This window comes from Streptomyces sp. NPDC021012, assembly GCF_044333355.1.
Lineage (GTDB): Bacteria > Actinomycetota > Actinomycetes > Streptomycetales > Streptomycetaceae > Streptomyces.
This window is the reverse complement of sequence record NZ_JBIRQU010000001.1, coordinates 536,390-560,886: the sequence shown is the minus strand read 5'-3', so window position 1 is coordinate 560,886 and position 24,497 is coordinate 536,390. Positions and strand designations below refer to the sequence as shown.

Here is a 24,497-nt window from a genome sequence, read left to right as displayed (position 1 = left end):
CGTCTCCGATGTCTCCGACCGAGGAAGTACGGCCATGAACTCCCGCCAGCGCCGCGGCGTGATCCTGCTGCTGCTCTCCGTCCTGTGCGCCCTCGGCGCCTTCGCCGGCGTGCTCGCCGTCATCAGCGACGTGAACTCCAAGGTCGGCCCGGAGACCACGGCGTACCGGGTCAAGGACAAGGTGCTCCCCTACAAGCCCCTGAGCGCGGGCGACTTCGAGAAGATCTCCATGCCCGAGCGCTGGCTCCCGTCGACCGCCGTCACCGACCTCCGCCAGATCGAGGGCAAGACCGCCGTCACCGAACTCAAGGCCGGCTCCCTCCTCCAGACCGACATGATCGTCGCGCGGCCCGAACTCCGGCCGGGCCAGCAGGAGATCGCCATCATGATCGACGCCGCCACCGGCGTCGCCGGAAAGATCGACCCCGGCGCCACCGTCAACATCTACGCGACCTTCGCCGGCGAGAAGAAGGGCGACCCCGACCAGTCCCGGCTGATCGTCGCCGGCGCCCGCGTCCTCGACGTCGGCAGGCTCACCACGGCCGCCGAGAGCAACGACCGCGCCGGCCGGGCCACCACCACCGTCCCCATCACCTTCGCGCTCTCCGCCCTCGACACCCAGCGCGTCGCGTACGCCGACTCCTTCGCCGAGCACGTACGCCTCGCCCTCGTCGCCCCGACCACGGCCGGCTCCCCGGCCACCCCGGGGGGCGACCGCATCTACACGCTCGAAAAGGACAAGTGAGGCCGGTATGACCACCAGGATCCTGCCGGCCGTCGGCGACCCCGACGCGGCCCGGTCCGTCAGTACGCTGCTCAGCCAGCTCCCCGACGCCGAACCCGCCCAGCCGGTCACCGACTCCACCCAGCTCGTCGACACCCTCGCGCGCCTCGCCGCCGCCTCCCTCGACGAACTCCCCGAGGTCGTCCTCGTCCACGAGCGCATCGGGCCCGTCCCCGCGCTCGAACTCGTCCGCGAGGTCGCCCTCCGCTTCCCCGCCGTCGGCGTCGTCCTCATCACCGCCGACGCCAGCCCCGTCCTCTTCTCCGCCGCCATGGACTCCGGCGCCCGGGGCCTCGTCACCCTCCCCCTCGGCTACGAGGAACTCGCCAGCCGCGTCCAGGCCGCCGCCCAGTGGTCCCTGGGCGTCCGCCGCCACCTCGGCGCCGGCGCCGAGCGGATCACCGGCCCCGGCGGCACCGTCGTCACCGTCAGCGGCGCCAAGGGCGGCGTCGGCACCACCGTCACCGCCGTCCACCTCGCCCTCGCCGCCCGCGCCTCCGGACGGACCGTCGCCCTCGTCGACATGGACCTCCAGAGCGGCGACATCGCCTCCTACCTCGACGTCCAGTTCCGCCGCTCCGTCGCCGACCTCGCGTCGATCGCCGACATCTCGCCCCGCGTCCTCCAGGACGCCGTGTACGTCCACGAGACCGGCCTCTCCCTGCTCCTCGCCCCCGCGGAGGGCGAGCGCGGCGAGGAGGTCACCGACCGCTCCGCCCGCCAGGTCGTCAGCGCCCTGCGCGGCCGGCACGAGGTCGTCGTCCTCGACTGCGGCTCCCGGCTCGACAGCGCCAACGCCGCCGCGATCGAGATGGCCGACACCGCGCTCCTCGTCACCACCCCGGACGTGATCGCGGTCCGCGCCGCCAAACGGACCGTACGGATGTGGGAACGGCTCCAGGTCCGCAAGGCCGAGGAGACCGTCACCCTCGTCAACCGCCACCACCGCACCAGCGAGATCCAGCCGCCCCTCGTCCAGAAGATCACCGGCACCCGCATCGCGGGCACCGCCGTCCCCGCCCACTTCAAGGAGCTGGCCGCGGTCGTCGACGCGGGCCGCCTCCACGAACTCGACGCCAAGTCCACCGTGAAGCAGGCTCTGTGGGCCCTCGCGGGCGAACTCGGCCTCGTCCAGCCCGCCGCCCAGCCCGCCAAGGAACTCACCCGCGCGGGCGACCGGGGCTCCCTGGGGCTGCGGCGGCGCGGGGGAGTGCGCTGAGCGATGCGTACACACCGGGACGACGACAGGGGGCAGGTGGCGGTGGAGTTCCTCGGCATGGTGCCGCTGATCCTGCTGACGCTGGCGCTGCTGTGGCAGGTGGTCCTGGTGGGGTACACGTACACGCTGGCGGGGAACGCGGCGGATGAGGCGGCGCGGGCGTGTGCCGTCGGCGACGACGGGGCAGCGGCCGCCGGCCGCCACATCGACGGCGCCTGGAGCGTCTCCGGCGGGGGCTGCGCCCCGGGCGGCGACGGCATGGTCCGCGTCGAGGTCACGGTCGAGGTCCCGGCCCTCGTCCCGGGCTTCGGGGGCCTGTTCCCGGTCACGGCCGACGCGGGCGCGGTACTGGAGGTGCCGGACTCATGAGTACGCGTACGGGCAAGAAGTCCCGCGACCGGGGCCAGGCCGCCATCGAGTACCTCGGCTTCCTTCCCATCCTGCTCATCGTCGGCCTCGCAGGCCTCCAGCTCGGCATCGCCGCGTACGCGGCCCAGCAGGCGGGCACGGCGGCCCGCGCCGCCGCACGCGCCGAGAGCGACGACGACCCCGCGACCACCGGGGAAGCCGCCGGCAAGGCGGCGGTGAGCGGTTGGATCGCCAAGCATGCGCAGATCGACCCCGGCCGGGGCGCCGACGAAGCGACCGCCACCGTCACCATCACCATCCCCTCCGTCGTGCCCTTCTGGAACGACCTCGGAACCGTCCAGAAGACCGCCACCATGCCGCTGCCCGAGACGTCCGAAGGCGAGGACCTGCCATGAGCCTGCGTGCCCGGATCAACGCCCCCGAGGACAAGGGCGGAAGCGCGGCCGCAAGGGAGGACGGCCATCTGGTCGCCGCCTTCCGGGCCAAGCTCCTGGAGGAGATCGACCTCACCGAGATGTCCGCGCTCGCGGCGGCCGAGCGGCGGGCCCGTCTGGAGCGCGTCCTCGGGCACATCATCAGCCGCGAGGGCCCGGTCCTCTCCACCGCCGAGCGGTCCCAGCTGATCCGCCGGGTCGTCGACGAGGCCCTCGGCCTCGGCGTACTGGAACCGCTCCTCGAAGACGCCTCCATCACGGAGATCATGGTCAACGGCCCCGACCAGATCTTCATCGAGCGCGGCGGCCGCGTGGAACTGCTCCCGCTCCGCTTCGCCTCCCACGAGCAGCTGATGCAGACGATCGAGCGGATCGTGTCGACGGTCAACCGGCGCGTGGACGAGTCGAACCCGATGGTCGACGCCCGGCTCCCCTCCGGCGAGCGCGTCAACGTGATCATCCCGCCGCTCTCGCTCACCGGCGCGACCCTCACCATCCGCCGCTTCCCCCGCGCGTACACGCTCCACGAGATGATCGGCCTCGGTTCCCTCGACGAGCAGATGCTGCTCCTGCTGTCGGGACTGGTTCAAGCCAAGTTCAACCTGATCGTCTCCGGCGCCACCGGCACCGGGAAGACCACCCTCCTCAACGCCCTCTCCGGCCTCGTCCCGGACGGCGAGCGGATCATCACCATCGAGGACTCGGCCGAACTCCAGCTCCAGCAGTCCCACGTGATCCGCCTGGAGGCCCGCCCGCCGAACATCGAGGGGCGCGGGGCCATCTCCATCCGCGACCTCGTCCGCAACTCCCTGCGCATGCGCCCCGACCGCATCATCGTCGGAGAGGTCCGCGGCGGTGAGACGCTCGACATGCTCCAGGCGATGTCGACGGGCCACGACGGCTCGCTGGCGACCGTCCACGCGAACTCGGCCGAGGACGCCCTGATGCGCCTCCAGACCCTGGCCTCCATGTCCGAGGTGAAGGTGCCGTTCGAGGCGCTCCGCGACCAGATCAACAGCGCGGTCGACGTCCTCGTCCAGCTCACCCGGCATCCGGACGGCACCCGCCGCATCACCGAGATCTCCGTCCTGGCCTCGCACGGCCGGGAACGGTTCCTGCTCGCCACGGTCTGCCGCTTCCAGGCCGAGCCGGTCGCGGCCGACGGGCGGGTGTACGGCCGGTTCACGTACCACCCCCTGCCCCGGCGCGTCGCCGAACGCCTCTACCTGGCGGGGCAGCCCATCCCGCAGGCGTTCGGGGTGGCGGCGACGGACGCCCATCTGGCCACCCGAGAGGCGGAATGATGACGAACGCGTGCACGGCGACGACCGACCCCACATGGCGCCCGGGAGGCGGGGCGATGGCGACCGACGACCCGACCTGGAGCCCTGAGGCACAGCGATGACGGACGACCCCACCTGGAGCACCGAGGGGGCGCGGCAATGCTGACCGACCCCACCTGGAACACCGAGGGGGCGCGGGAATGCTGACCGACCCCTTCTGGCTGACGGCCGGCGTGACGCTGCTCGCCTGTGTCCTCGGCGTCGTCGGCGTGCAGACGTACGCGAGCGGGGCCCGCCGCCACGCCGCCCTCGTCGCCCGCCTGGACGAGAGCGGCGAGCCGGAGGCCGTGACCGGCCGCCGCAGGCGCCGCTTCCGGGGCGTCGACAAGCGCGTACGGAAGACCGCGCTCGGCCGGAAGCTGGAGCTGCGGATCGCGGCGACGGGCCTTGACGTCACGCCCGGCGAGTTCACGGTGGCGCTCGCGGCGACCGTGGCGGTCCTGTGGGTGGTGGGGCAGGCGGCGCTGTCCCCGTTCTTCGGCCCGATCTGCGGGCTGCTCGGCATCTGGGTCGCGCTCGGTTACCTCAACTGGCAGCGCCAGAAGCGCATCGAACGCTTCATCAACCAACTCCCGGAACTCTCCCGCATCCTGGCCAACGCCACCCAGGCCGGCCTCGCCCTCCGCATGGCCCTCAGCCTCGCCGCCGACGAGCTGGAGGCCCCGGCGGGAGACGAACTGGAGAAGGTGGCCCAACAGCTGGCCGTGGGCACCTCCCTCGACGACGCCCTGGGAGAACTGGCCGAACGGCTCCCCTCCCGCGAACTCGTCGTCCTCGTCACGACCCTCGTCCTGGCCAACCGGGCCGGCGGCACGGTCGTCTCCTCCCTCCGCAACCTCACCGAGACCCTGGAGGAACGCAAGGAGACCCGGCGCGAGGTCCGCACCCAGCTCTCCCAGGTGAGCATGACCGCGTACTCCGTCCCGGTCATCGGCGTCGGCTCCCTCCTCCTCATCGACAACATGCAGCCCGGCGCCCTCGACCGCATGACCAGCACGGGCCTCGGACAGTTCGCCGTCGTCGCCGCGTTCGCGCTGTACGTGGTCGGCTTCGCCGCCATCCGCCGCTTCTCGAAGATCGACGTATAGGGACCGCCGCCGTGGACCTCCTCCTCGCCCTCCTGGCCGGACTGGCCGTCACGGGCTTCGCGTACGGCCTGCGCCTCTACCGCGCCGACGCGAAGCTCCCCGACGACCTCAAGCTGGCCCTGGAGGTCGGGGCCACCCGCACGGGCGCGGTCGACTCGGCTGTCGACCGCCTGGGCATGCGCTGGTCACCGATGGTGCTGCGCCTGATGGGCCCCAAGCGCGTCAACGCGGTCCGCCGCCGCATCGACCTGGCGGGCAACCCCGGCGGCCTGACCATCGACCGGTACGGGGCGAGGCGGGCCGTCTACGGCTTCCTCGGCGGCCTCGGCGGCCTGGTGATGCTCAGCAAGGGCTCGTACCTGACGGCCCTGCTGCTCCTGGCCTTCGGCGCGTTCTGGACGGAGGTCGGCATCTGGTCGGCGGTCCGCATCCGCAAGGACCAGATCGAAAGGACCCTCCCGGACTTCCTCGACGTCCTGGCCGTGGTCGTCTCGGCGGGCCTGGGCTTCCGCCAGGCCCTGGAACGGGTCGCGGAGAAGTACGAGGGCCCCTGGGCCGACGAACTCCGCATCACCCTGCGCCAGATGGACATGGGCGTCAGCCGCCGCCAGGCCTTCGACGAACTCCGCCGCCGCAACGACTCCGAGCAGGTGGCCCAGTTCGTGACGGCGCTCCAGCAGGGCGAGGAGCTGGGCGCCCCGATCGTCGACACCCTGATACAGATCGCCAACGACATGCGCCGCACGGACGCCCAGAACGCCCGCCGCAAGGCCGCGAAAGCGGTCCCCAAGGCGACGATGGTGATCACCACCCTGATGGTCCCGGCCACGATGATCCTGCTGGGCGCGGGCCTCTTCCTCGGCACGGGCACGGACTTCGGTTCGGTGACGGGTGGACGGTGAGCCCCAGGGCGACGGCGCCAACTGTCTCAATCTCAACCCAGCTTGAGAATCCTCCTTCGCGCACACAACCGCATGTGACAGAGTGCGGACCGAGTGTGAGAGGGGTGGTGTGATGAACCTGATCGCCATGAGCCTGAACAACCGGCAGGTCGCCGCGCCTTCCGTCATCACCCAGAAGCCGCCCGAGCACCACCCCGGCCACGTCTTCGCCCAACCCCGCCCCCACACTCGCCCCGAGGCCATAGCCTCCTCGCAGGCCACCAGGCCCACCCGATGACCGGGGCCCACACCAGGCCCCACGGGCCCTGTCCGCCGACCTGCCCGTCGGCGTACCGTGCCCAAACGCAGGCGTCCGAACGCGGAGGGGACCACGATGAACGACGCGATGCTGAAGGCCCTGACCGAGGTACGTACGCGGCTCGCCGACTGGACGGAGAGGCGGACGCGGGACCGCGGGCAGACGGCGGTGGAGTATTTGGGGATCATTGTGGTGGTGGTGGCGATTGTTATCGCGATCACTGGTACGGATATCGGCAGCTCGATTCTGTCGGCGATCAAGAGCAAAATTGCCGAGCTGACGGGCTAACCCTGCCGGGCGGAAGAAGCGGTGATTCAGGGCAAGCGTTTCCTGCCTACATCGCGGTCATTGCTGGGCTCTTGTTTCTGGCGTTCGCCTACTTCTTGGTGGGGCAGGCCGCTTTGACGCGGAACAGCGCCCAGACCGCCGCGGACGCAGCAGCCCTCGCAGCGGCTCAGGATGCCCGCGAGCAGCTGCGCGACGGCTGGATCGAAGTGATCCTCGATCCTGGGCAGTGGAGCAGGTTCCTTCAGGGCGAGGCGGACACTGGTGCCTCCCCGTGTCAGCAAGCGGAGGAGTTTGCGGCTCGGAACGAGGCGGCGCTCACGGGCGACAAATGTGTACCTCTCACGACTGGGGAACACGGTTTCAAGGTGACCGTAAGCACGACGGGCCGAGAGCCGGATCATGCAACAGCATCTGCTGAAGCCGTAATCGAACCGCGCTGCACCTTCGATCCGCCGGCGCCCACCCCAGACCCATCAGAGCCCACCCCGGACCCGACGCCTACGAGCCCCGATGGGGGCGAGGGGGAGCCTGACGACGAAGAGCCCGTTGTCGACCTCGTATGTGGTGGCGAACAGTGGGCGATCGATCTTGAAAGCCCGACCCTCCCCAGTGCCTCAGATCTCTTCAGAGTCCGACTGTCGAACTGACCCGCGACGAGCAAAGGAAGCACGCTTCATGAACGCGCGCCACACAAGGAAGACCCGCAGAGGGATGGTCGCCGTCGCGATCGCGTCCGTGGCACTCCTCGCGGCCGGGTGCGGCGCCGAGGAGAAGCCCAGCGAGGACAAGCCCGCCGCAACGAGTGCCGCGCCTCAGCAGGGAGCATCAGCCACTCAGGGCTCGCCGACGGCCGAAGAACCCGCAGAGACGCTGGCGGTCGTCAAGGGGCAGAACGGGTTTGAGTTGGTCATCAATTCTGCAGTGCGTGACGCTGGTGGGTTCTTGACGGTCAAGGGGGTTCTGAAGAACACCTCCGACAAGGGGCGTTTCGTTCCTGACGGTGTCAGGGGGGATGAAACGGAGGTTCTGAAGCACGGCGCATCTCTGGGAGGAGCCACCCTGGTGGACGGTGTAGGGAAGAAGCGCTACTACGTCCTGCGGGACACGGACGGGCGGCCGCTGACCACGTCGGGTCTGGGGATCGTCTCGGCCGGCGCCTCGGTCGACGTCTTCCTGCAATTCCCCGCACCCCCCGCCTCCACCACCGAGGTCTCCTTCCAGCTCCCCACCTTCGAACCCGCCACCCTCAAGCTCTCCTGAGGCGACGACATGACGACGACGACAAACCGCCGCCTCGCCGCCCTGGCCCTCGTCTCCGTCGCGCTCTGGCCGGTCGCCGCCCCGACCGCTCACGCCGACACCCCGCCCGGGCCCGCCGGTACCTCCTCGCCCGCTCCCGTCATCGACCCGAATGCGCCCGGGCTGATGCTGCCTGACGGTGCCACGCTCGCCCCTGCCAAGGTGCTCGACATCAAGCAGATCGTCGAGGACGAGGGCGGGCAGGAGCGGCGGCAGGACACGAACGTGGACGTGACGTTCGCGCTGCAGGCCGAGGTGTTGTTCCCGAAGAACAGCGCGAAGTTGTCGCCCGACGCGACGACCCGTATCGCGGCGATCGCAGCGGAGATCAACAAGATGGGGTCCGGGCGGGTGCGGGTCTTCGGGTTCACCGACAACCTGGGGACGTACGAGCACGGGTTGAAGCTGTCGAAGGAGCGGGCGGTGGCCGTGCAGCAGGTGCTGGCGCGGGCGCTCGACCCGGGGACGACGTACGACATTCGCGGGTACAGCGAGGACTATCCGATCGCCGACAACCGGTCCGAGGAGGGCCGGAAGAAGAACCGGCGGGTCGAGATCTCCTTCCCCCGCACCACGAGCTGAGGGTGAGGGGTGGTGCCGGCCGGCCCGGTCGGCATCATCCCTCAGACGTCCTCGAGGTGAGCTCCGCTTCAGGCCGGCGTTCACGGTCTTCGGCAGGCCTTCGCTGTCGAGTAACGGAATTGCGCGCTCTCCCGGAGGCTTTCGGGCTCGCTGCCCCGCCTTGAGCGGGCTTCATCTGCCCCAACCTCAAATGTTGATCAGGTAGTTGATCAACTGATGGATTCGTGAACGTCCGGGTCCTACTCTTCGGGAAGTTGATCGTCGGGGGACGATCCCGAAGAGAGGTACCTCATGGGTATCTGCACACGTAAGACGCTGATGAGTTCTACGGCGGAGCTTCCTGCGGAATCCACGGGGTGGAAGTACGGGGAGGCTTCCTCGTGACGGCCGACGGTGCCGCGTCCTCGTCCTTCCGCCGGGCCTGGCCGGTCGGGTCCGCTCTGGCCGCTGGCCTCCTCCTCGCGGCGTGCACGTCGAGTACGGGGGCGCACCAGCCCGAGCGGCCCCGCTCGTCGGCTCCCGCCACCTCATCCAGTGGAGTGTCGTCCTCCGTGCAGGCGGAGGAGCAGAAGCTCGGCGCCCAGGCGAAGGCGGTTCTGGGCGCAACCGACCCCGACGGAGAGGGTTCTGTCGCGTCGGGGGAGGAGCGTGTCCGGGACGGAGTGCACACGCAGGCCGGGCTGGACAAGGGGACCGCGTACAAGCTTGCCGTTGTGTGTGCGGGGAGCGGGGAGGTGGAAGTCTCCTTCGCGCCTCCCACGGGCACGGCGTCCAAGGTCGTTCCTTGCGAGGGGGCCGTGGCGTTCGTGCGCTTCCCGGGCTCCCCCGACCTGCTGGTCCATGTGAGAGGAAAGGCGGGCTCGAAGGGCATGATCGCCTGGCGAATCAGCAAGGTCTGACATCTGGCAACGGCATCGCGGGGGCCGCCCGACCGGCTGGATGACCCCATGCCCCCGTGCCCTCACTCGGGTACGTGGAGTTCCGCGTCGTCACAGGCTCAGCGCCGCCCGGACCGTCGCCACCATCCGCTCCGGGTGCTGGAACACCTCCCGTGCCGTGAAGCGCAGCACGCGGCGGATCTCCGGGCAGGACTGGAGGGCGTTGAAGCGGGCGATGTCGCGCTCGTGGGCTCGGCGGGTGCCGTGGAAGGCGTACCCCTCGATCTCGACCGCCAGGCCCGCCGTCCGGAAGAGGAAGTCGGGGCGCAGAACCCGGCCCTCCCGTGTCCGTACCGCCGGCTGCGACTCCGCGAAGAGGCCCACGTCGCCCATGCGCAGCCGGGCGACCGTCTCGGCGGGAGAGCCCGAGGCCGGTTCGGCCAGCCGTAGCCAGGTGCGGGCGCGGGCGGCGCCGCGCCGGGGTGCGGCGAGTTCGGCGGTCAGTTCCTCGTAGCGGACGACGGCCTCGCGCCGTACGCCTCCGACGGCCCGGTGGGAGAGGGCGGAGTCCGCGACGACCACGGCTTCCTCCCGGGTGGCGGAGGTCCGTATCAGGTCGCCGACCGTCCGGGCGGGGGTCGTGGTGCGCAGCCCGCGCCGTGTCGACCGGTCCTGGGGCGTCAGGGAGGTGGTGCTGTGGATCCGTACGGATGGGCCGAGTGCCGAGCGGGCCGGTGCCGGGGCGGTGAACTCCAGCGGGAAGTCCAGTGGGGACTTCAGGGGGGATCTCAGGGGGGACTTCAGGGGGGACTTCAGTGGGCCGCCCGAGACCGCCGTTCCCAGGCGCTCGATGCGGTGCAGTCGCGCCGCCGTGCCGTGGCTGCACACCAGTTCCGGGCGGAGGAACTGGAGGGCCGTCGCCCTCAGCCGCCAGTCCACCTCCCTCCCCGGGGCGGCCCAGGCGCCCCGGCAGATCCGCTGCCAGCCGTCGCGGCGGAGGCGTCCGGACAGCCGGCCCGGGGGCCAGCCCGCCGCGACCGCCCAGACCGTCAGGAGTACCCCGCCCCTGGCGAGGATCGACAACTCGTACATACGCCCAACGATCCACGGAAGAGGGACACTTCGCACCCCCTGTGGAAAACCTGTCGAAAGCAGTCGCCAGGAAAGCGTAAATACGGCGAGCCGTACGTTCCGGGCAGGAGCATTCTGGACAGATGACGGCGAGCCCGAGCGCGACCCCAAGCGTCACCCCCAGCGCGAATCCCGGCGCGACTCCCAGCGTCCAACTGGTCAGTGACCTCGTCACCCGCATCCCCGAGTTCCGGGGTGCGTACGAGACCCATGTCTTCCATCAGGGCGGTGTCCTGCCGCACGTGTTCTTCTGGGACGTCGTCCAGGACACCGTCCGGTCCTTTCTGGGGGAGGCCCCCGGCGCCGCCGACTGGCGCCGCACGCTCGACTTCCTGGAGGAGCAGAGCGCGCGCGGGGTCCTCGGCATCGACGAGGTCATCGTCACGTCGTTCCTCGGCGACCTGCCCTCGCCGCACGAGCCCGGGCACGGCATCGTCGAGCAGCTCGGTCCCGTCATGGCCGCGAAGTTCGTCCGCATAAGGCCCCTCGGGTGATCCCTGGGCGCGCCCCCGGATAATCGGGCGCATGTCCCTGACCAGGCCCGACCGATCCGACCGACCCGACCGTCCTGACCGACTCGACCGTCCCACCCTCGCCGCCCTCGGCGGCTACGCCGCCGCCCGGCTCGTCGGCCTCCTCGTCCTCGCGGTGGCCGCCGCCGCGACGGGCGAGGACGGGCTGCACCGGCTCAAGGGGCGCTGGGACTCCGTCTGGTACGTACGGATCGCCGAGCACGGATACGGGTACCAGGTCACCCTGCCGAACGGCGACGTCCACTCCGACCTCGCCTTCTTCCCGCTCCTCCCGGCCCTGGAGCGCGGTCTCTCCGCCCTCCTCCCCGTCGACGCGGCGACCGCCGGGCTGCTCGTCTCCTGGACCGCCGGGCTCGCCGCCGCCTGGGGCATCCACGCGTGCGGGGCCCATGTCGCCGGTCCACGCGCGGGCGTGCTCCTCGCCGTCCTCTGGGGGGTGTACCCGACCGCCTTCGTGCAGTCGATGGCGTACACCGAGACCTTGTTCACCGCGCTCGCCGCCTGGTCGCTGTACGCGGTGCTGCGCGGGCGCTGGATCCTGGCCGGGGTCCTGTGCGCGGCCGCCGGACTCACCCGGCCGACGGCCGCCGCGCTGATCGCCGCCCTCGGCATCACGGCCCTGGTCACCCTCGTACGGGAACGGCGGCTGCCCGTGCGGACGGTGGCCGGGGTGCTGATCGCGCCGCTGGGCTGGCTCGCGTACGTCGCCTACGTCGGGGTCCGCGAGGGCGGTCCGACCGCCTACTTCGACGTCCAGGCCGCCTGGGGCAACTCCATCGACTTCGGCGTCGCCCTCGCCCTGTTCATCGCGGGCCTGCCGTGGCCCGCCGCCCTCGGGCTGTGCGCGGCGCTCGCGCTGCTCGGGTGGCTGGTCGTCCTGTGCGTGCGGCAGCGGCAGCCGCTGCCGCTGCTCGTGTACACGATCGGCGTCGTGTTCGTCTCGCTCGTCGGCGCCGCCTACTTCGGCTCCCGGCCGCGCCTGATGATGCCCGCGTTCGGGCTGCTCCTCCCGCCCGCCGCGGCCCTCGCGCGCGTGCGGACCCGTACCGCCGTGCCGGTGCTCGCGGGACTCGTCCTCGCCTCCGCCGCGTACGGGGCGTTCACCCTTCTCGGTTCGGGGCCCCCGTGACCTGACCGCGGGACACGCGCACGCGTACCCCCGGTTCCAACCCCCACCCCGCCATCGCCCCCGCCTCCGCCTCGAGGACGTGCCGGCCGCGCGGCCGGATCATGCCGAGCCGTCCCGGGCGCATCGTGACCACGGACCGGACCGTGAACGAGCCGTCCAGGTGGGCGACGTCGATCGGGAAGCGCATGCCGAAGGTGTGCACGCTGTTCGTCCGCACGATGAGCAGTGCCCCCGTGATGCCGTCCCGGCCGAGGAGCCCCCGCCGCCGGGCCCGGTAGGAGGCCGCCAGCTCCAGCGGGACCTCCAGGGGGCCCACCGTCAACGTCCCTGTCCCGTCCGCCCATTTCCCCATGCGGCAGACCGTAGCGGTACGGGCGCCTAGGGTCTCGTCCGTGTACGTCACGCTGATCGCCGTCGCCGCCCTGTGGGGGGCCGCCGCCGGGCTGCTCGTGCCCAGGGCCGCGTACCGGCTCTCCGTGGAGCCGGAGGAGCCGTGGCGGGACCGCTGCCCCGCCGGGCACGTGCTCGCCGGGCCCGGGCGCGGCTGGCTCGGCGGGCCCGGGCGGGAGGAGTGCGCGACGACCGCGAGCCCGCTGCTCGCGCCGCTGCTCACGGCCCTGGTCTGCGCCGTGCTCGCCGCCGCCACCGGCGGGCCCCGGCCCGAGCTGGCGGTCTGGCTGCTCGTCGCCCCGGCCGCGGTCCTCCTGGCCACGGTGGACGCGCGCGTGCACCGGCTTCCGGACGGTCTGACGCTGCCGCTGGCCGTCGTGGTCCCGCTGCTCCTCGGCGTCGCCGAGCTCCTCCCGTACGACGCGGGGTCCTGGCTCCACGCGCTGCTCGGGGGGCTCGTCCTCGGCGGGGCCTATCTGGTGCTGTTCCTGATCAGCCCGAGCCAGCTCGGCTTCGGCGACGTGAAGCTGGCGGTCCCGCTGGGCGCGGCCCTCGGCTGGTACGGCTGGGGGGTGCTCTTCGCGGGAGCCTTCGCGGGCTTCCTGCTCGGCGCGCTGTACGGCCTCGGTCTCGTCCTGCTGCGGCGGGCCGGGCGCTCCTCGGCGATTCCCTTCGGGCCCTTCATGCTCGTCGGCGCGCTGCTCGGCCTGCTTCTCGGCGCGTTCACCGCGATTCCCTGAAAGCCCGCCCCTAGCATCGCCGCACATGCTGACAATTGCGAGCGAAGCACCCGTAAAGGGCACGGCGTCCGCGCCCCCGGCCCGCTGGTCGCCCGTCCCCTGGGTCTGGGCCGCCGGGCTCTTCCTCCTCTACGCGACCGTCGCCGTGCGCCGCCACCAGCTCCTCCGCACCACCGGCTACGACCTCGGCATCTTCGAGCAGGCCGTCCGGGCCTACGCCGAACTCCGGGCGCCCGTCGCCCCCTTGCGCGGCGAGGGGTTCAACCTGCTCGGCGATCATTTCCACCCGCTGCTCGCCGTCCTCGCCCCCCTCTACCGGATCTGGCCCTCCCCGCTCTGCCTGCTCCTCGCCCAGTCCGCGCTGCTCGCCCTCGCCGTGGTCCCGCTCGCGCGCCGGGCCGGGGACGTCCTCGGGGCGCGGGCCGCGCACGTCGTCGCCGCCGGGTACGGGCTGAGCTGGGGGATCGCCTCCGCCGCCGCCTTCGACTTCCACGAGGTCGCGCTCGCCGTGCCGCTGCTCTCCTTCTCCCTCGAAGCGCTCGCCCGGCGGCGCTGGCGGCAGGCCGTCGGCTGGGCGGCGCCGCTGCTGCTGGTCAAGGAGGACCTGGGGTTCACGCTCGCCGCCGTCGGCGCGTACACCGCCCTGAAAGGGCCCCGCAGGCTCGGGCTCGTCACCGTGGCGGCCGGTGTCCTCGGCTCGCTCCTGGAGGTGGAGGTGCTGCTGCCGGCCTTCAACCCCGGCGGCGGATACGCCCACGGCGGCAACCTCGCCGACGCGCAGGGGTCCCTGCTCTCCACCCTCGCGCACGCCCCGCTCGACCTGCTGCGACCCGAGGTCAAGGCGGTCACCCTGGTCCTGGTCTTCGCCCCGTCGGCGTTCCTTGTGCTCCGGTCACCGCTCGCGCTGATCGCCGTCCCCACCCTCGGCTGGCGACTGCTCTCCGAGAACGGCTTCCACTGGGGCACGGCCTTCCACTACAGCGCGATCCTCATGCCGGTCGTCTTCGCCGGTCTCGTCGACGCGCTCGGCGACAGGCCCCGGCGCGAGCTGCGGGCCGTCCTCGCGACCGTCCTCGCCGTGACCGTCGTGCTGCTCCCGTCCTTCCCGCTGGCCCAGCTCGCCCAGCGGGCCACCTGGCACACCACGCCGCACGTCGAGGCGGCCCGCGCGCTGCTCGCCCGGATCCCCGACGGAGCCACCGTCGCCGCCTCCAACCGGCTCGCGCCGCAGCTCACGGCCCGCTGCACGGTCGTCCTCTTCCCGACGTTCCCGGTGGGCGGCGAGCTGTACCGCCGCGACGTCCCGCGCATCCCGGCGCCGACCGCCGCGTGGATCGTCCACGACGAGGAGGCGCCCGAGGCCTGGCCGTACCCCTCGGGCCACTGGCCCTACCCGGTCGAGCGGCAGCGGGCCGAGCTGGAGGCCGCGGTCCGGACGTACGGCTACGAGGTCGTCGCCCGGCGTGACGGCATCACCCTGCTGCGCCGGCGGTCCGAGGCCTGACCTGCCGGAAGGACCCCCCGGACGTCAACCGCGCGCCCGTGCGGGCCGGTCCCCCGTGGGAGGGACGGAACCCCGCCGCCACGCCGGGGCGCAAACCCGCCACAGGGCCTCGGAGCCCTTGTGCCGCCTGGGATCCGGCGCCTCCGACACGCTTTGGCCGGCGCACGTGGCACGCAACACGACTATCGAAGGGTTATGGTGGAAACCCCCCCTCGGGCCGGTCCGTATCCCCCCCACGGACCGGCCCGTTTTCTTTCCCCCGGGTTCTTTCCGGCGGCCCCCCGGACCCTTTCCGGCGGACCCCCGGGTTCTTCCCGCGGAGGCGGATCAGCCCCGGCCGGCCCAGATGTTCGTGCCGGCGGTGTCCACCGCGAACGAGTCGATCTCCTTGAGCTCCTCGTCCGTCAGCGGCGCGCCCGCGAGCGCGGCCACGTTCTCCTCCAGCTGGGCGACGCTGGACGCGCCGATCAGCGCCGAGGTCATCCGCTCGTCCCGCAGCACCCACGACAGTGCCAGCTGGGCGAGGGACTGCCCGCGCCGCTCGGCGATGTCCGCGAGGCCGCGCAGGCGCCGCAGCACCTCCTCGGAGAGCAGGTTCGGGTCGAGGGACTTGCCCTGGGTGGCCCGCGAGCCCTCCGGGATGCCCTTCAGGTACTTGTTGGTGAGCAGCCCCTGCGCCAGCGGCACGAAGGAGATGCAGCCCATGCCGGCCGCCTCCAGGGTGTCGAGGAGGCCGTCCTCCTCGGTCCACCGGTTGATCATGGAGTACGAGGGCTGGTGGATGAGCGGCCGGACGCCCATGTCCTGGAGGATCCGCGCGGCCTCGGCGGTCTGCTCGCTGTTGTACGAGGAGACGCCGACGTACAGCGCCTTGCCCTGCTGGACGGCGGAGGCCAGGGCCCCCATCGTCTCCTCCAGCGGGGTGTGCGGGTCGAAGCGGTGCGAGTAGAAGATGTCGACGTAGTCGAGGCCCATCCGCTTCAGGGAGGCGTCGAGCGAGGACATCAGGTACTTGCGGGAGCCCCACTCGCCGTACGGGCCGGGGTGCATCAGGTACCCGGCCTTGGTCGAGACGATCAGCTCGTCGCGGTGGGAAGCGAAGTCCTGGGCGAAGATCTTGCCGAAGTTCAGCTCGGCGGAGCCGGGCGGCGGCCCGTAGTTGTTCGCCAGGTCGAAGTGGGTGACGCCGAGGTCGAAGGCGCGGCGCAGGATCGCGCGCTGGGTGTCGAGCGCCTTGTCGTCGCCGAAGTTGTGCCAGAGGCCGAGGGAGATCGCCGGGAGCTTGAGGCCGCTGCGGCCGCTGCGGCGGTACTCCATGGCGTCGTACCGGTCGGCGGAGGCGCGGTAGAGGGGGGAATCAGTCACGTATCTCTGCTTATCACGGACTTGTGACAGTCCCGGGCTGGGAGCTCGTTACCCGTCCGCAGTAATGTGGCGGCCTCGGGGGCCGACACTGCATGGAGGGGTAAAGAACAGTGAACCTGCGCGACCTGGTGTACGGGCTCTACGCACGCCGGGTGGAAGGCCGCCTCGACCACAACCAGGTGCCCAAGCACATCGGGGTCATCCTCGACGGGAACCGTCGCTGGGCTAAGGCGTCCGGCGGGACCCCCGAGCAGGGACACAAGGCCGGCGCGGACAAGATCCAGGAGCTGCTGGGCTGGTGCGCCGAGACGGACGTCGAGGTCGTCACGCTCTGGATGCTCTCCACGGACAACCTGAACCGCCCCGAGGAGCAGCTCGTCCCACTGCTCGGCATCATCGAGAACGCCGTGCGGTCGCTGGCCGCCGACGGCCGCTGGCGGGTCCACCACGTCGGCACGATGGACCTGCTGCCCGCCCGGACCCAGACGGTGCTGAAGGAGGCCGAGGAGGCCACCCGCGCCAACACCGGGATACTCGTGAACGTCGCCGTGGGCTACGGCGGCCGGCAGGAGATCGCGGACGCGGTCCGCTCGCTGCTCCTGGAGCACGCGGAGCGGGGGACGAGCTTCGAGGAGCTCGCCGAGATCGTCGACGTCGAGCACATCTCGGAGCACCTCTACACGCGCGGGCAGCCCGACCCGGACCTGGTGATCCGCACCAGCGGCGAGCAGCGGCTGTCCGGCTTCATGCTGTGGCAGAGCGCCCACTCCGAGTACTACTTCTGCGAGGTCCACTGGCCGGCCTTCCGCAAGGTCGACTTCCTGCGGGCGCTGCGGGACTACGCGGCCCGGCACCGGCGCTACGGGACCTGACCCTCCCCGAGACCTCATCCGGACATTCCCGGTCGGAAGTGATCACCTCGTGTTCATGAACACGTCGTCATATGCCATGGCATGGCAAGGGGCGTTCGAGGGCATGTTCCTGGTGAAGTGAGCGGCACGGAGACCGCCACCCGGGAGGCCCCTTGCACCAGGACGACCGTGCGGGACACGTACGGGAGAAGCGGAGGGCCGTGGTTCGGCCCGCGCATCGCGGCCTGAGCCCGGTCCCATTCCGCAGCGACACCGGTTCCGTCGCACCCCGACCTCACAGGGGTCTTCCGAGGGGGTCTGTCCTTCCGTGGTGACCAGCACGAAGCGCCGCCTTTCCGACCGGCGCACCTATGTTCTCGACACCAGCGTCCTGCTGGCCGACCCCAACGCCTTCTCGCGCTTCGAGGAGCACGAGGTGGTGCTCCCGATCGTCGTCGTGACGGAGCTGGAGGCCAAGCGGCACCACCCCGAACTCGGCTACTTCGCCCGGCAGGCCCTGCGCCTGCTCGACGACTTCCGGGTCCGGTACGGGCGCCTGGACGCCCCGCTCCCCATCGGGGACCTGGGCGGCACCCTGCGTGTCGAACTCAACCATTCCGACCCCGGCGTCCTGCCCGCCGGCTACAGGTTGGGGGACAACGACTCACGGATCCTCGCGGTCGCGCGCAACCTCCAGGCGGAGGGGTACGACGTCACGGTCGTCTCCAAGGACCTGCCGCTGCGCATCAAGGCCTCCTCGGTCGGACTCCTCGCCGAGGAGTACCGCGCCGAGCTCGCCATCACGGACGCCAACGGCTGGACCGGGATGTCCGAGCTGGCGCTCTCCGGGGAGCAGGTGGACCTGCTCTTCGAGCAGAACACGCTGTACGTGCCGGAGGCCGCCGAGCTTCCGGTCCACACGGGTCTCGTGCTCCAGTCGGAGCGCGGCAAGGCGCTCGGCCGGGTCACCGCCGAGGGGAACGTACGGCTGGTCAGGGGCGACCGGGAGGCCTTCGGGCTGCACGGCCGCAGCGCCGAGCAGCGGATCGCGCTCGACCTGCTCCTCGACCCGGACGTCGGCATCATCTCCATGGGCGGCCGGGCCGGCACCGGCAAGTCCGCGCTCGCGCTCTGCGCGGGCCTGGAAGCGGTCCTGGAGCGCCGGCAGCACCAGAAGGTGATGGTCTTCCGCCCGCTGTACGCGGTCGGCGGCCAGGAGCTCGGATACCTGCCGGGCAGCGAGTCCGAGAAGATGAGCCCGTGGGCCCAGGCGGTGTTCGACACGCTGTCCTCGGTCGCGAGCCGCGAGGTCATCGAGGAGGTGCTCGGGCGCGGGATGCTGGAGGTCCTGCCGCTCACCCACATCCGGGGCCGCTCCCTCCACGACGCCTTCGTCATCGTGGACGAGGCCCAGTCCCTGGAGCGGAACGTCCTGTTGACCGTTCTGTCCCGCATCGGGGCGAATTCCCGGGTCGTCCTGACCCATGACGTGGCCCAGCGGGACAACCTCCGGGTCGGCCGGTACGACGGAGTCGTCGCCGTCGTCGAGAAGCTGAAGGGGCATCCGCTCTTCGCCCACGTCACCCTCACCCGCTCCGAGCGCTCCCAGATCGCCGCGCTCGTGACGGAGATGCTGGAGGACGGACAGATCTGACCGGTTCGTACCCGTCTGTACGGGTAAGGCAGTTGACGCCGCCCGGCAAAGCCCAGGAGCTTAGCCGGGCGGCGTCCTGCTGTCCTCGTATCCGTCAAAACACCTGCGTCCACTCAGGTGTGAGCTTTCACACGCGGCCCAGAATTGCCTTGCGCCGCCGCCGTCCGGCAGAGTCTTGCTTCCGTCAGGCCCCGCATACGGCACACGTGCACCCTCAGGGGTGCGCACCGCACCACACAACTCCACAGCCGTCGCCGTATGCCGCCCACAGCACCACGGGCCCGTGTCTTCTGTGACCCCGTACGTCGGAGACCAGTGCCAGGGGCAAGATTTCGCCCGCGTGGTCACCTGTGCGGGCGTGCTGGAAGGAAACCGTGTGAGCCGGATCTCGGTCCGGGGATTCGCGGTGGCTTCGGCCACTGCGGTCACCACTGTCGGCGCCATCGCGGGTGTTGCCACGGGCAACGCCCCCCAGGCCTCGGACGACAACTTCGAAGCCACCGCGGCCGACACCACGCTGCTCGCGGACATCCCCGCGGGCGAGCAGGCCCAGGTACAGGTCTCGTCCCTCTCGGAGCAGGCCGACGTCCAGGCCGCCGCCGCCGACGCCGCCGCGAAGAAGTCCGCGGAGGAGACGGCCCGCATCCGCGCCGCCAAGGACGCCGAGGCGAAGAAGGAGGCCGCCGACAAGGCTGCCGCCGAGGCCAAGGCCGAGAAGGAGCGCAAGGAGGCCGAGGAGCGCGCGAGCCGTTCCGCCGCCCGCGACATCTCGTCCTTCTCGGCCCCCGCGGGGGGTGGCGGCTCCTACAGCGTCTCCGAGATCAAGGCCATGGCCCGGTCGATGATGGCGTCCGACCAGTTCCAGTGCTTCAGCAACATCGTGGACCACGAGTCCGGCTGGAACTACCGCGCGACCAACGCCTCTTCGGGTGCCTACGGCCTCGTGCAGGCCCTCCCGGGCTCCAAGATGGCCTCGGCCGGCGCCGACTGGCAGACCAACCCCGCCACCCAGATCAAGTGGGGCCTCAGCTACATGGACGGCCGCTACGGCAGCCCCTGCGGCGCCTGGTCGTTCTGGCAGGCCAACCGCTGGTACTAGTCACCAGCGCGCTCAACCCCCGAGAACCCCCCGCCGTCCTACGGTGGGGGGCTTCTTGCGTGTAGGTTCGCGAGGAGGAATCGGCGGGGCAGGACCTGCGGGGGGAAAGGCGAAAGCGATGTCCAGAGTGCCAGGGTGGCTGTCCGGGCTCGGCGAGAGCCTGAGCCGCATGGGTGAACGCCTCGACGAGCGCCGGGCCGAGGCGGAACGGGACGACCCGCTCGGACCGCCGTACGAGACCGCCTACGAGACCGCCTACGAGGCCCCGCACCAGGCCCCGCCCGCGGCCGCCCCCGCACGGCCGGACGTCGCCCCCGACACCGCCGCGCCCCTCCCGGCGGCCGAGACCGCCGAGCCGGGCCGCTCCGTCCCCGCGCCCCCCTCGTACGCCCCGGCCGTCGCCGCCCGCCCCGACCCCGTCGCCGCCATCCCCTGGGGCATGCGCGTGGCCGCCGAGGCGGGCTGGCGGCTGCTCGTCCTCGCCGGCACGGTCTGGGTGCTGATGAAGGTGATCAGCTCCGTGCAGCTGGTCGTCCTCGCCTTCGTCGCCGCGCTCCTCGTCACCGCCCTGCTCCAGCCCACCGTGGCCCTGCTGCGCCGCAAGGGCCTGCCCCGGGGGCTCGCCACCGCCGTCACCGCCGTCTCCGGCTTCGTCGTCATGGGCCTGGTCGGCTGGTTCGTGGTCTGGCAGGTCATGGACAACATCGACAACCTGTCGGACCAGATCAAGAACGGCATCGAGGAGCTCAAGCGAGGACTCCTCAACAGCCCCTTCCACGTCACCGAGCAGCAGATCAACGGCATCGCGAAGAACCTCAGCGACTCCGTCGGCGCCAACGCCGAACAGATAACACAGGTCGGACTCCAGGGCGTCACCGTCGTCGTCGAGGCCATGACCGGCATCCTGCTCGCCATGTTCTCGACGCTCTTCCTGCTCTACGACGGGAAGAAGGTCTGGGAGTGGACGCTCAAGCTGGTGCCCGCCCAGGCCCGGCCGGGCGTCGCCGGCGCCGGCCCGCGCGCCTGGCGCACCCTCACCGCCTATGTGCGCGGCACGGTCCTCGTCGCCCTCATCGACGCCGTCTTCATCGGCATCGGACTCTGGTTCCTCGACGTGCCGATGGCGGTGCCGCTGGCCGTCTTCATCTTCCTGTTCGCCTTCATCCCGCTGGTCGGCGCGGTCGTCTCCGGCGCCCTCGCCTGCGTCGTCGCCCTCGTCACCAACGGCGCGTTCACCGCCCTCATGGTGCTCGTCGTCGTCCTCGCCGTGCAGCAGATCGAGGGCCACGTCCTCCAGCCGTTCATCCTCGGCCGGGCCGTCCGCGTCCACCCGCTCGCCGTCGTCCTCTCCGTCGCCGCCGGCGGCCTCACCGCCGGCATCGGCGGCGCCGTCGTCGCCGTCCCGCTGGTCGCCGTCGCCAACACGGTGGTCGGCTACCTGCGCGCGTACAGCACCGAACAGGCCCTCCGCAGCACGCCGGAGCCGCGCGGGGCGACGGCCTTCGCCGTGGCGCCGGTCCCGGCGCCGGGCGCCGTCGAGGGGGACCGCGCGTGATATCGGAGCCGGAGCTCGTCGGCGGGGCGGAGTTCGACGCCCCCGAGGTCCTCACCGACGCCCCGCCGCCGCGCCCGCCCCGGGGCCGCCGGCCCTGGCTGTGGGCGCTGGGCGGCGCGGTGCTCGCCTCGGCGGTGTGGGGCGGCGGGCTGTACGCGTACGGGCAGCGGAAGGACCCGGGCCCCGACCTCGGCGGGTACCGGACGCTGGCGGAGGAGGGCGAGCTCTGCAGGACGGCGAAGCTGAAGGCGCTCGGCGGGATCCTCGGCAAGCGGAGCGAGGACGGCCACGGGCCCGAGATCGACGATCCGGCCGTGTACGAGGCGTCCTGTTCGATGAGCTTCGGCGGTCCGGACACCGGGTACAGCGCCGACCTCACGTACACCCTGCACAAGGTGGCGGACCCGGAGCCCGAGTTCGCGGCGCGGGCGAAGCACGCCGAGATCACCACGCCGATCGACGGTCTGGGGGAGCGGGCCTTCTTCAACGACGCGGGCGGCGAGGGCGGAGAGCTCCGGGTCCTCGACGGCCAGGTCGAGATCGAGTTCCGCCTCTACCGGTACACCAACACCGACGAGAACGGGAACCCGCTCGGAAAGGCCGAGCCCGTCGACCTCTCCGGCATCGACGTCCCGATGACCCAGGACGTGCTGGCGCTGATGGCGGAGCTCAGGAAATGACGGAAGGGCCCCGGGGTGTGAAACCCCGGGGCCCTCCTCGTACGGCGCTGCCCTACTCGGCGAGGACGGCCTCCGCGTCGAGCGTGACGCCGACCGCCTGGATCACCGCGGCGATCTTCACGGCCTCCTGGATCGTGGCGCGGTCGACACCGGCCTGGCGCAGGACCTGCTCGTGCGAGTCCAGGCACTGGCCGCAGCCGTTGATCGCGGAGACGGCCAGCGACCACAGCTCGAAGTCGACCTTCTCGACGCCCGGGTTGCCGATGACGTTCATCCGCAGGCCGGCGCGCATCGTCCCGTACTCGGGGTCCGACAGCAGGTGCCGGGTCCGGTAGAAGACGTTGTTCATCGCCATGATCGCGGCGGCGGACTTGGCGGCCTGGTACGCCTCGGGCTTCAGGTTGGCCTGGGCCTCGGGCTCCAGCTCCTTGAGCACCTTCGGCGAGCGCGAGGCGATCGCGCAGGCGAGGACGGTGCCCCACAGCTGCTGCTGCGGGAGGTCGCTGTTGCCGATGACCGAACCGAGGTTCAGCTTCAGGTCCTTGGCGAAGTCCGGTATGGCGGACTTCAGTTCGTCGAGAGCCATGTCAGATCCGTTCCTACTCGCCGGCGAGGAGCGCGGCGGCGTCGAGGGTGCTCTCGCCCTTGTTCCAGTTGCACGGGCAGAGCTCGTCGGTCTGCAGGGCGTCGAGGACCCGCAGGACCTCCTTGGGGTTACGGCCCACGGAACCGGCGGTCACCATCGTGAACTGGATCTCGTTGTTCGGGTCGACGATGAAGACGGCGCGCTGGGCGAAGCCGTCCTCGCCGCGGACGCCGCAGTCGCTCATGAGCTCGTGCTTCGAGTCGGCCAGCATCGGGAAGGGCAGGTCACGCAGGTCGGCGTGGTCCTTGCGCCAGGCGTGGTGGACGAACTCGGAGTCGCCGGAGACGCCGAGGATCTGGGCGTCGCGGTCGGCGAACTCGTCGTTCAGCTTGCCGAACGCGGCGATCTCGGTCGGGCAGACGAAGGTGAAGTCCTTCGGCCAGAAGAACACCACGCGCCACTTGCCCTCGTAGGACTTGTGGTCGATCTGCGCGAACTCCTTGCCGCTCTCCAGCGACACGCAGGCGGTCAGGTCGTAGGTGGGGAACTTGTCACCGACAGTGAGCACGCGCTCTCCTTGCAGGGTGGAAGGCTCCCTTTTGGGGGCTTCCGTGGGGGTTGGACGTCTCACATACTGGCACGGGGTGCATTGATCAGTGAAATAGCTAGACTCGGTCGTGTTGATCGAAGGTGGTTATCAGTGGTGTCCGTCCGGCGCGCGAAGCAGCCCAGCCTCTCCCAGCTCAGAGCCTTCGCGGCGGTCGCCGAGCATCTGCACTTCCGCGACGCGGCGGCCGCCATCGGCATGAGCCAGCCCGCGCTCTCGGGCGCGGTTTCGGCTCTCGAAGAGGCACTCGGTGTCCAGCTCCTCGAGCGTACGACGCGGAAGGTGCTGCTCTCGCCCGCGGGGGAGCGGCTCGCGGTCCGCGCGCGGACGGTCCTCGACGCGGTGGCGGAGCTGGTGGAGGAGGCGGAGGCGGCCCGGGCGCCCTTCACCGGGGTCCTCCGGCTCGGCGTGATCCCCACCGTCGCGCCGTACCTGCTGCCCACCGTCCTGCGGCTGGTCCACCGCCGCTACCCCGAGCTCGACCTCCAGGTCCACGAGGAGCAGACCTCCTCGCTCCTGGAGGGACTCGCCGCCGGTCGGCTCGACCTGCTGCTGCTCGCCGTGCCGCTCGGCGTGCCCGGGGTCACCGAACTCCCGCTCTTCGACGAGGACTTCGTCCTGGTCGCCCCCGAGGGGCACCCGCTGGCCGGGCGGGAGGGCATCCCGCGCGAGGCCCTCAGGGAGCTCCGGCTGCTGCTCCTCGACGAGGGGCACTGCCTGCGCGACCAGGCCCTCGACGTCTGCCGCGAGGCCGGGCGCACCGACGGCGCCGAGGTCACCACGACCGCCGCCGGGCTCGCCACCCTGGTCCAGCTGGTGGCCGGCGGTCTCGGGGTGACCCTGCTGCCCCGCACCGCCGTGACCGTCGAGACCGCCCGCAACCCCGCCCTGTGGACCGGGCGGTTCGCCGAGCCGGCGCCCTCGCGGCGGATCGCCCTCGCGATGCGGACGGGCGCGGCCCGGCACGCCGAGTTCGAGGAGCTGGCGGAGGCCCTGCGCGGGGCGATGAAGGAGCTTCCCGTACAGGTGACCCCCGGCGAGTGAGGGGTGCCGGGGCCTGACCCGTATTCCCGTACGAGGGAGGGGCGGGGGGGGGGGGGGGCCCCCCCCCGCCCGCCCCCCCCCCCCCCCCCCCCCCCCCCCCCCCCCCCCGGCCCCCCCCCCCCCCCCCCCCCCCCCCCCCCCCCCC

At 71.5% G+C, this 24,497-nt stretch carries 28 protein-coding genes; 23 read left to right on the top strand and 5 right to left on the bottom strand.

Annotated features, from left to right (window positions below):
* Window positions 1–34 precede the first annotated feature (34 nt).
* From cpaB to ACH4TP_RS02475, 13 genes are all read left to right on the top strand, one after another.
* Window positions 35–745 carry a Flp pilus assembly protein CpaB gene (cpaB, locus tag ACH4TP_RS02535; RefSeq protein ID WP_398186837.1) on the top strand — a complete coding sequence of 237 codons (711 nt, stop codon included), beginning with the start codon at window positions 35–37 and terminating at the stop codon, window positions 743–745.
* Window positions 746–752: 7 nt separating this feature from the next.
* Window positions 753–2,003 (top strand): CpaE family protein, encoded by a 1,251-nt coding sequence (locus ACH4TP_RS02530; RefSeq protein WP_389238567.1) that lies wholly within the window; start codon window positions 753–755, stop codon window positions 2,001–2,003.
* 3 nt (window positions 2,004–2,006) lie between these two features.
* A complete protein-coding gene (locus tag ACH4TP_RS02525) occupies window positions 2,007–2,372 on the top strand; it encodes a TadE/TadG family type IV pilus assembly protein (protein ID WP_389238569.1) in 366 nt (121 codons plus the stop codon).
* Window positions 2,369–2,767 carry a TadE/TadG family type IV pilus assembly protein gene (locus tag ACH4TP_RS02520; protein ID WP_389238571.1) on the top strand — a complete coding sequence of 133 codons (399 nt, stop codon included), beginning with the start codon at window positions 2,369–2,371 and terminating at the stop codon, window positions 2,765–2,767. Before ACH4TP_RS02525 ends, ACH4TP_RS02520 begins: the two co-directional genes overlap by 4 nt.
* Entirely contained in the window at window positions 2,764–4,110 is a 1,347-nt protein-coding gene (locus tag ACH4TP_RS02515) for a CpaF family protein (protein WP_388844567.1), read from the top strand. Before ACH4TP_RS02520 ends, ACH4TP_RS02515 begins: the two co-directional genes overlap by 4 nt.
* Window positions 4,111–4,289: 179 nt before the next feature.
* Window positions 4,290–5,237: a type II secretion system F family protein gene (locus ACH4TP_RS02510; protein WP_398435332.1), complete on the top strand. Its 948-nt coding sequence runs from the start codon at window positions 4,290–4,292 to the stop codon at window positions 5,235–5,237.
* Window positions 5,238–5,248: 11 nt separating this feature from the next.
* Window positions 5,249–6,139, top strand: a complete 891-nt coding sequence (locus ACH4TP_RS02505) for a DUF5936 domain-containing protein (RefSeq protein WP_398435331.1) — start codon at window positions 5,249–5,251, stop codon at window positions 6,137–6,139.
* A gap of 112 nt (window positions 6,140–6,251) precedes the next feature.
* On the top strand, window positions 6,252–6,416 hold the full coding sequence (locus tag ACH4TP_RS02500) for a hypothetical protein (protein WP_389238577.1): 165 nt from the start codon (window positions 6,252–6,254) through the stop codon (window positions 6,414–6,416).
* Window positions 6,417–6,512: 96 nt separating this feature from the next.
* The gene (locus tag ACH4TP_RS02495; RefSeq protein WP_398435328.1) at window positions 6,513–6,725 is read left to right on the top strand and encodes a Flp family type IVb pilin; all 213 of its coding nucleotides are present in this window, start codon (window positions 6,513–6,515) and stop codon (window positions 6,723–6,725) included.
* A 2-nt stretch (window positions 6,726–6,727) separates the two neighbouring features.
* Window positions 6,728–7,372, top strand: a complete 645-nt coding sequence (locus tag ACH4TP_RS02490; RefSeq protein ID WP_398435766.1) for a pilus assembly protein TadG-related protein — start codon at window positions 6,728–6,730, stop codon at window positions 7,370–7,372.
* 28 nt (window positions 7,373–7,400) lie between these two features.
* A complete protein-coding gene (locus ACH4TP_RS02485) occupies window positions 7,401–7,985 on the top strand; it encodes a hypothetical protein (RefSeq protein WP_398435326.1) in 585 nt (194 codons plus the stop codon).
* Window positions 7,986–7,994: 9 nt separating this feature from the next.
* Window positions 7,995–8,606 carry an OmpA family protein gene (locus tag ACH4TP_RS02480; RefSeq protein WP_398435324.1) on the top strand — a complete coding sequence of 204 codons (612 nt, stop codon included), beginning with the start codon at window positions 7,995–7,997 and terminating at the stop codon, window positions 8,604–8,606.
* Between the two features lie 551 nt (window positions 8,607–9,157).
* Window positions 9,158–9,505, top strand: coding sequence for a hypothetical protein (locus tag ACH4TP_RS02475; protein ID WP_398435322.1), 348 nt, complete (start codon window positions 9,158–9,160; stop codon window positions 9,503–9,505).
* Between the two features lie 90 nt (window positions 9,506–9,595).
* On the opposite strand, the gene ACH4TP_RS02470 is transcribed toward ACH4TP_RS02475, so the two are convergent.
* Window positions 9,596–10,576, bottom strand: a complete 981-nt coding sequence (locus tag ACH4TP_RS02470; RefSeq protein WP_398435321.1) for a hypothetical protein — start codon at window positions 10,574–10,576, stop codon at window positions 9,596–9,598.
* A gap of 122 nt (window positions 10,577–10,698) precedes the next feature.
* Between ACH4TP_RS02470 and ACH4TP_RS02465 the strand changes: the two genes are divergently transcribed.
* Together ACH4TP_RS02465 and ACH4TP_RS02460 are read left to right on the top strand one after the other, a co-directional pair.
* Complete coding sequence (locus ACH4TP_RS02465) at window positions 10,699–11,109, top strand: hypothetical protein (protein ID WP_389238589.1); 411 nt, start codon at window positions 10,699–10,701, stop codon at window positions 11,107–11,109.
* Window positions 11,110–11,140: 31 nt separating this feature from the next.
* Window positions 11,141–12,277 (top strand): hypothetical protein, encoded by a 1,137-nt coding sequence (locus tag ACH4TP_RS02460; RefSeq protein WP_398435319.1) that lies wholly within the window; start codon window positions 11,141–11,143, stop codon window positions 12,275–12,277.
* On the opposite strand, the gene ACH4TP_RS02455 is transcribed toward ACH4TP_RS02460, so the two are convergent.
* Window positions 12,249–12,629, bottom strand: a complete 381-nt coding sequence (locus ACH4TP_RS02455) for a DUF192 domain-containing protein (protein WP_398186809.1) — start codon at window positions 12,627–12,629, stop codon at window positions 12,249–12,251. The genes ACH4TP_RS02460 and ACH4TP_RS02455 overlap by 29 nt on opposite strands.
* A gap of 40 nt (window positions 12,630–12,669) precedes the next feature.
* Between ACH4TP_RS02455 and ACH4TP_RS02450 the strand changes: the two genes are divergently transcribed.
* Both ACH4TP_RS02450 and ACH4TP_RS02445 read left to right on the top strand, forming a co-directional pair.
* Window positions 12,670–13,407 carry a prepilin peptidase gene (locus ACH4TP_RS02450; protein ID WP_389238595.1) on the top strand — a complete coding sequence of 246 codons (738 nt, stop codon included), beginning with the start codon at window positions 12,670–12,672 and terminating at the stop codon, window positions 13,405–13,407.
* A 25-nt stretch (window positions 13,408–13,432) separates the two neighbouring features.
* The gene (locus ACH4TP_RS02445; RefSeq protein WP_398435317.1) at window positions 13,433–14,911 is read left to right on the top strand and encodes a DUF2079 domain-containing protein; all 1,479 of its coding nucleotides are present in this window, start codon (window positions 13,433–13,435) and stop codon (window positions 14,909–14,911) included.
* A 327-nt stretch (window positions 14,912–15,238) separates the two neighbouring features.
* Here ACH4TP_RS02445 and mgrA read toward each other — a convergent pair whose 3' ends face one another.
* The gene (gene mgrA / locus ACH4TP_RS02440; RefSeq protein ID WP_389238599.1) at window positions 15,239–16,276 is read right to left on the bottom strand and encodes an L-glyceraldehyde 3-phosphate reductase; all 1,038 of its coding nucleotides are present in this window, start codon (window positions 16,274–16,276) and stop codon (window positions 15,239–15,241) included.
* 110 nt (window positions 16,277–16,386) lie between these two features.
* On the opposite strand from mgrA, the gene ACH4TP_RS02435 reads away from it, so the two are divergent.
* The 5 genes from ACH4TP_RS02435 to ACH4TP_RS02415 all read left to right on the top strand — a co-directional run bounded on the left by ACH4TP_RS02435 (window position 16,387) and on the right by ACH4TP_RS02415 (window position 22,115).
* Window positions 16,387–17,148, top strand: coding sequence for an isoprenyl transferase (locus tag ACH4TP_RS02435; RefSeq protein ID WP_389238601.1), 762 nt, complete (start codon window positions 16,387–16,389; stop codon window positions 17,146–17,148).
* Between the two features lie 307 nt (window positions 17,149–17,455).
* The gene (locus ACH4TP_RS02430; protein WP_389238603.1) at window positions 17,456–18,781 is read left to right on the top strand and encodes a PhoH family protein; all 1,326 of its coding nucleotides are present in this window, start codon (window positions 17,456–17,458) and stop codon (window positions 18,779–18,781) included.
* 376 nt (window positions 18,782–19,157) lie between these two features.
* A complete protein-coding gene (locus tag ACH4TP_RS02425) occupies window positions 19,158–19,880 on the top strand; it encodes a lytic transglycosylase domain-containing protein (protein ID WP_389238605.1) in 723 nt (240 codons plus the stop codon).
* 118 nt (window positions 19,881–19,998) lie between these two features.
* Window positions 19,999–21,435: an AI-2E family transporter gene (locus tag ACH4TP_RS02420; protein ID WP_398435315.1), complete on the top strand. Its 1,437-nt coding sequence runs from the start codon at window positions 19,999–20,001 to the stop codon at window positions 21,433–21,435.
* On the top strand, window positions 21,432–22,115 hold the full coding sequence (locus ACH4TP_RS02415; protein ID WP_398186798.1) for a hypothetical protein: 684 nt from the start codon (window positions 21,432–21,434) through the stop codon (window positions 22,113–22,115). The genes ACH4TP_RS02420 and ACH4TP_RS02415 overlap by 4 nt, the downstream gene beginning before the upstream one ends.
* A 52-nt stretch (window positions 22,116–22,167) precedes the next feature.
* Here ACH4TP_RS02415 and ACH4TP_RS02410 read toward each other — a convergent pair whose 3' ends face one another.
* Together ACH4TP_RS02410 and ACH4TP_RS02405 are read right to left on the bottom strand one after the other, a co-directional pair.
* Entirely contained in the window at window positions 22,168–22,701 is a 534-nt protein-coding gene (locus ACH4TP_RS02410; RefSeq protein WP_030222466.1) for an alkyl hydroperoxide reductase, read from the bottom strand.
* Between the two features lie 13 nt (window positions 22,702–22,714).
* A complete protein-coding gene (locus ACH4TP_RS02405) occupies window positions 22,715–23,269 on the bottom strand; it encodes a peroxiredoxin (protein WP_389238610.1) in 555 nt (184 codons plus the stop codon).
* 132 nt (window positions 23,270–23,401) lie between these two features.
* On the opposite strand from ACH4TP_RS02405, the gene ACH4TP_RS02400 reads away from it, so the two are divergent.
* Window positions 23,402–24,352: a hydrogen peroxide-inducible genes activator gene (locus tag ACH4TP_RS02400; protein ID WP_398435312.1), complete on the top strand. Its 951-nt coding sequence runs from the start codon at window positions 23,402–23,404 to the stop codon at window positions 24,350–24,352.
* The last annotated feature ends 145 nt before the right edge of the window (window positions 24,353–24,497 follow it).

What these genes read in the sequence shown, in the direction of transcription:
- cpaB (WP_398186837.1), top strand. Translation starts at nt 35, where the DNA reads ATGAACTCCCGCCAGCGCCGCGGCGTGATCCTGCTGCTGCTCTCCGTC.
- ACH4TP_RS02530 (WP_389238567.1), top strand. Translation starts at nt 753, where the DNA reads ATGACCACCAGGATCCTGCCGGCCGTCGGCGACCCCGACGCGGCCCGG.
- ACH4TP_RS02525 (WP_389238569.1), top strand. Translation starts at nt 2,007, where the DNA reads ATGCGTACACACCGGGACGACGACAGGGGGCAGGTGGCGGTGGAGTTC.
- ACH4TP_RS02520 (WP_389238571.1), top strand. Translation starts at nt 2,369, where the DNA reads ATGAGTACGCGTACGGGCAAGAAGTCCCGCGACCGGGGCCAGGCCGCC.
- ACH4TP_RS02515 (WP_388844567.1), top strand. Translation starts at nt 2,764, where the DNA reads ATGAGCCTGCGTGCCCGGATCAACGCCCCCGAGGACAAGGGCGGAAGC.
- ACH4TP_RS02510 (WP_398435332.1), top strand. Translation starts at nt 4,290, where the DNA reads ATGCTGACCGACCCCTTCTGGCTGACGGCCGGCGTGACGCTGCTCGCC.
- ACH4TP_RS02500 (WP_389238577.1), top strand. Translation starts at nt 6,252, where the DNA reads ATGAACCTGATCGCCATGAGCCTGAACAACCGGCAGGTCGCCGCGCCT.
- ACH4TP_RS02495 (WP_398435328.1), top strand. Translation starts at nt 6,513, where the DNA reads ATGAACGACGCGATGCTGAAGGCCCTGACCGAGGTACGTACGCGGCTC.
- ACH4TP_RS02485 (WP_398435326.1), top strand. Translation starts at nt 7,401, where the DNA reads ATGAACGCGCGCCACACAAGGAAGACCCGCAGAGGGATGGTCGCCGTC.
- ACH4TP_RS02480 (WP_398435324.1), top strand. Translation starts at nt 7,995, where the DNA reads ATGACGACGACGACAAACCGCCGCCTCGCCGCCCTGGCCCTCGTCTCC.
- ACH4TP_RS02470 (WP_398435321.1), bottom strand. Translation starts at nt 10,576, where the DNA reads ATGTACGAGTTGTCGATCCTCGCCAGGGGCGGGGTACTCCTGACGGTC.
- ACH4TP_RS02465 (WP_389238589.1), top strand. Translation starts at nt 10,699, where the DNA reads ATGACGGCGAGCCCGAGCGCGACCCCAAGCGTCACCCCCAGCGCGAAT.
- ACH4TP_RS02460 (WP_398435319.1), top strand. Translation starts at nt 11,141, where the DNA reads ATGTCCCTGACCAGGCCCGACCGATCCGACCGACCCGACCGTCCTGAC.
- ACH4TP_RS02455 (WP_398186809.1), bottom strand. Translation starts at nt 12,629, where the DNA reads ATGGGGAAATGGGCGGACGGGACAGGGACGTTGACGGTGGGCCCCCTG.
- ACH4TP_RS02445 (WP_398435317.1), top strand. Translation starts at nt 13,433, where the DNA reads ATGCTGACAATTGCGAGCGAAGCACCCGTAAAGGGCACGGCGTCCGCG.
- ACH4TP_RS02420 (WP_398435315.1), top strand. Translation starts at nt 19,999, where the DNA reads ATGTCCAGAGTGCCAGGGTGGCTGTCCGGGCTCGGCGAGAGCCTGAGC.
- ACH4TP_RS02410 (WP_030222466.1), bottom strand. Translation starts at nt 22,701, where the DNA reads ATGGCTCTCGACGAACTGAAGTCCGCCATACCGGACTTCGCCAAGGAC.